Genomic DNA, 1,416 nt, shown 5'->3' on the forward strand with positions numbered 1-1,416 from the left:
CCGGCCCCCCCCCCGGGCGGACCCGGGCACGTCGGCAGCCGCCCGTCGACGCCCGTCAGGCGATGCGGCGGGCGCCGTCGGCGGGAGTGGCCGCGAAGGTGCGCGGCGGGGCGTGGCCGGCGGCCGCGAAGGCCGCGGTGACGGCGGCGGTGACGCGGTCGGCGTCGTCCTGGTGGACGAGCGCGATGACCGAGCCCCCGAAGCCGCCGCCGGTCATCCGGGCGCCGAGGGCGCCGGCGGCCACGGCGGTGTCCGCGGCGAGGTCGGTCTCGGGGCAGGAGACCGCGTAGTCGTCGCGGAGCGAGGCGTGCCCGGCGGTGAGGACCGCGCCGAGGCCGGCCAGGTCGCCGGCGTCGAGCAGGGCGGTCGCCTGCCGTACCCGGTCGTCCTCGGTGACCACGTGGCGGACCAGCGGCCGCAGTTCGGCCGGCAGCCGGTCGAGGGCCGCGGGCAGGGCGTCGGCCGTGAGGTCGCGCAGGGCGGCGAGGCCGAGCAGCTCGGCGGCCCGCTCGCAGCCGGCCCGCAGCTTCGCGTAGGCGCCGTCGGCGAGGTCGTGCTTGACCCGGGTGTCGATCACGAGCAGCCGCAGGCCGGCGCCCTCGAGGTCGAGCGGCACCTGGCGGCTGGTGAGGTCGCGGGTGTCCAGGAGGAGCGCGTGGCCCGCGCGGCAGCACAGGGAGGCGGTCTGGTCCATGATCCCGCAGGGGACGCCGACGTAGGCGTTCTCGGCGCGCTGGGCGAGCAGGGCGAGCTGCATCCTGTCCAGGCCGAGGTGGTACAGGTCGTTGTAGGCGGTGACGACGGCGCACTGCAGGGCGGCGGACGAGGAGAGGCCGGCGCCCTCGGGGACGTCGCTGTCGATCAGCAGGTCGGCGCCGGCGACGGCGTGGCCCGCGTCGCGCAGGGCCCGGACGACGGCCGCGGGGTACGCGGTCCAGCCGGTGGGGCTCCCGGGCTCCAGCTTGTCGAGGTCGAGGGTGGTGATCTCGTCGCCGCCCCGGGTGCTGTGCAGGCGCAGCAGGCTGTCGGCACGGCGGCGGGCCTGGACGCGGGTGGTGTGGGGGAGGGCGACGGGAAGGACGAAGCCGTCGTTGTAGTCGGTGTGCTCGCCGATCAGGTTGACCCGGCCGGGGGCGGCCCAGGTGCCCTCGGGGTCGGCGGAGAACAGCGTCCGGAAGGTGGTCATGCGGGGTGCTCCAGGGTGAAGTTCCAGGCGTCGGCGACGATGTCGTCGAGGTTGGGGCGCTTGGGGGTCCAGCCGAGCTTCTGGTGGGCGCGCTCGGCGGAGGCCACCAGGACGGCGGGGTCGCCGGCGCGGCGATCGGCGGTGACCACCGGGATCTCGCGGCCGGTGACGCGCTTGACCGACTCGATGACCTCGCGGACCGAGAAGCCGCTGCCGTTGCCGAGGTTGCA

General features: G+C 76.6%; 1 protein-coding gene and 1 pseudogene. Both read right to left on the reverse strand.

Annotated features, from left to right (window positions below):
- Positions 1 to 55: 55 nt before the first annotated feature.
- Positions 56 to 1,186, reverse strand: a complete 1,131-nt coding sequence (gene galK / locus ACFWA9_RS39170) for a galactokinase (protein WP_380394375.1) — start codon at positions 1,184 to 1,186, stop codon at positions 56 to 58.
- Positions 1,183 to 1,416: pseudogene (locus ACFWA9_RS39175) on the reverse strand (UDP-glucose 4-epimerase GalE); the annotation flags it as partial. The gene galK and the pseudogene ACFWA9_RS39175, both read right to left, overlap by 4 nt.

This window comes from Kitasatospora sp. NPDC059973 (assembly GCF_042737525.1).
In the GTDB taxonomy this organism is placed as follows: Bacteria; Actinomycetota; Actinomycetes; order Streptomycetales; family Streptomycetaceae; genus Kitasatospora.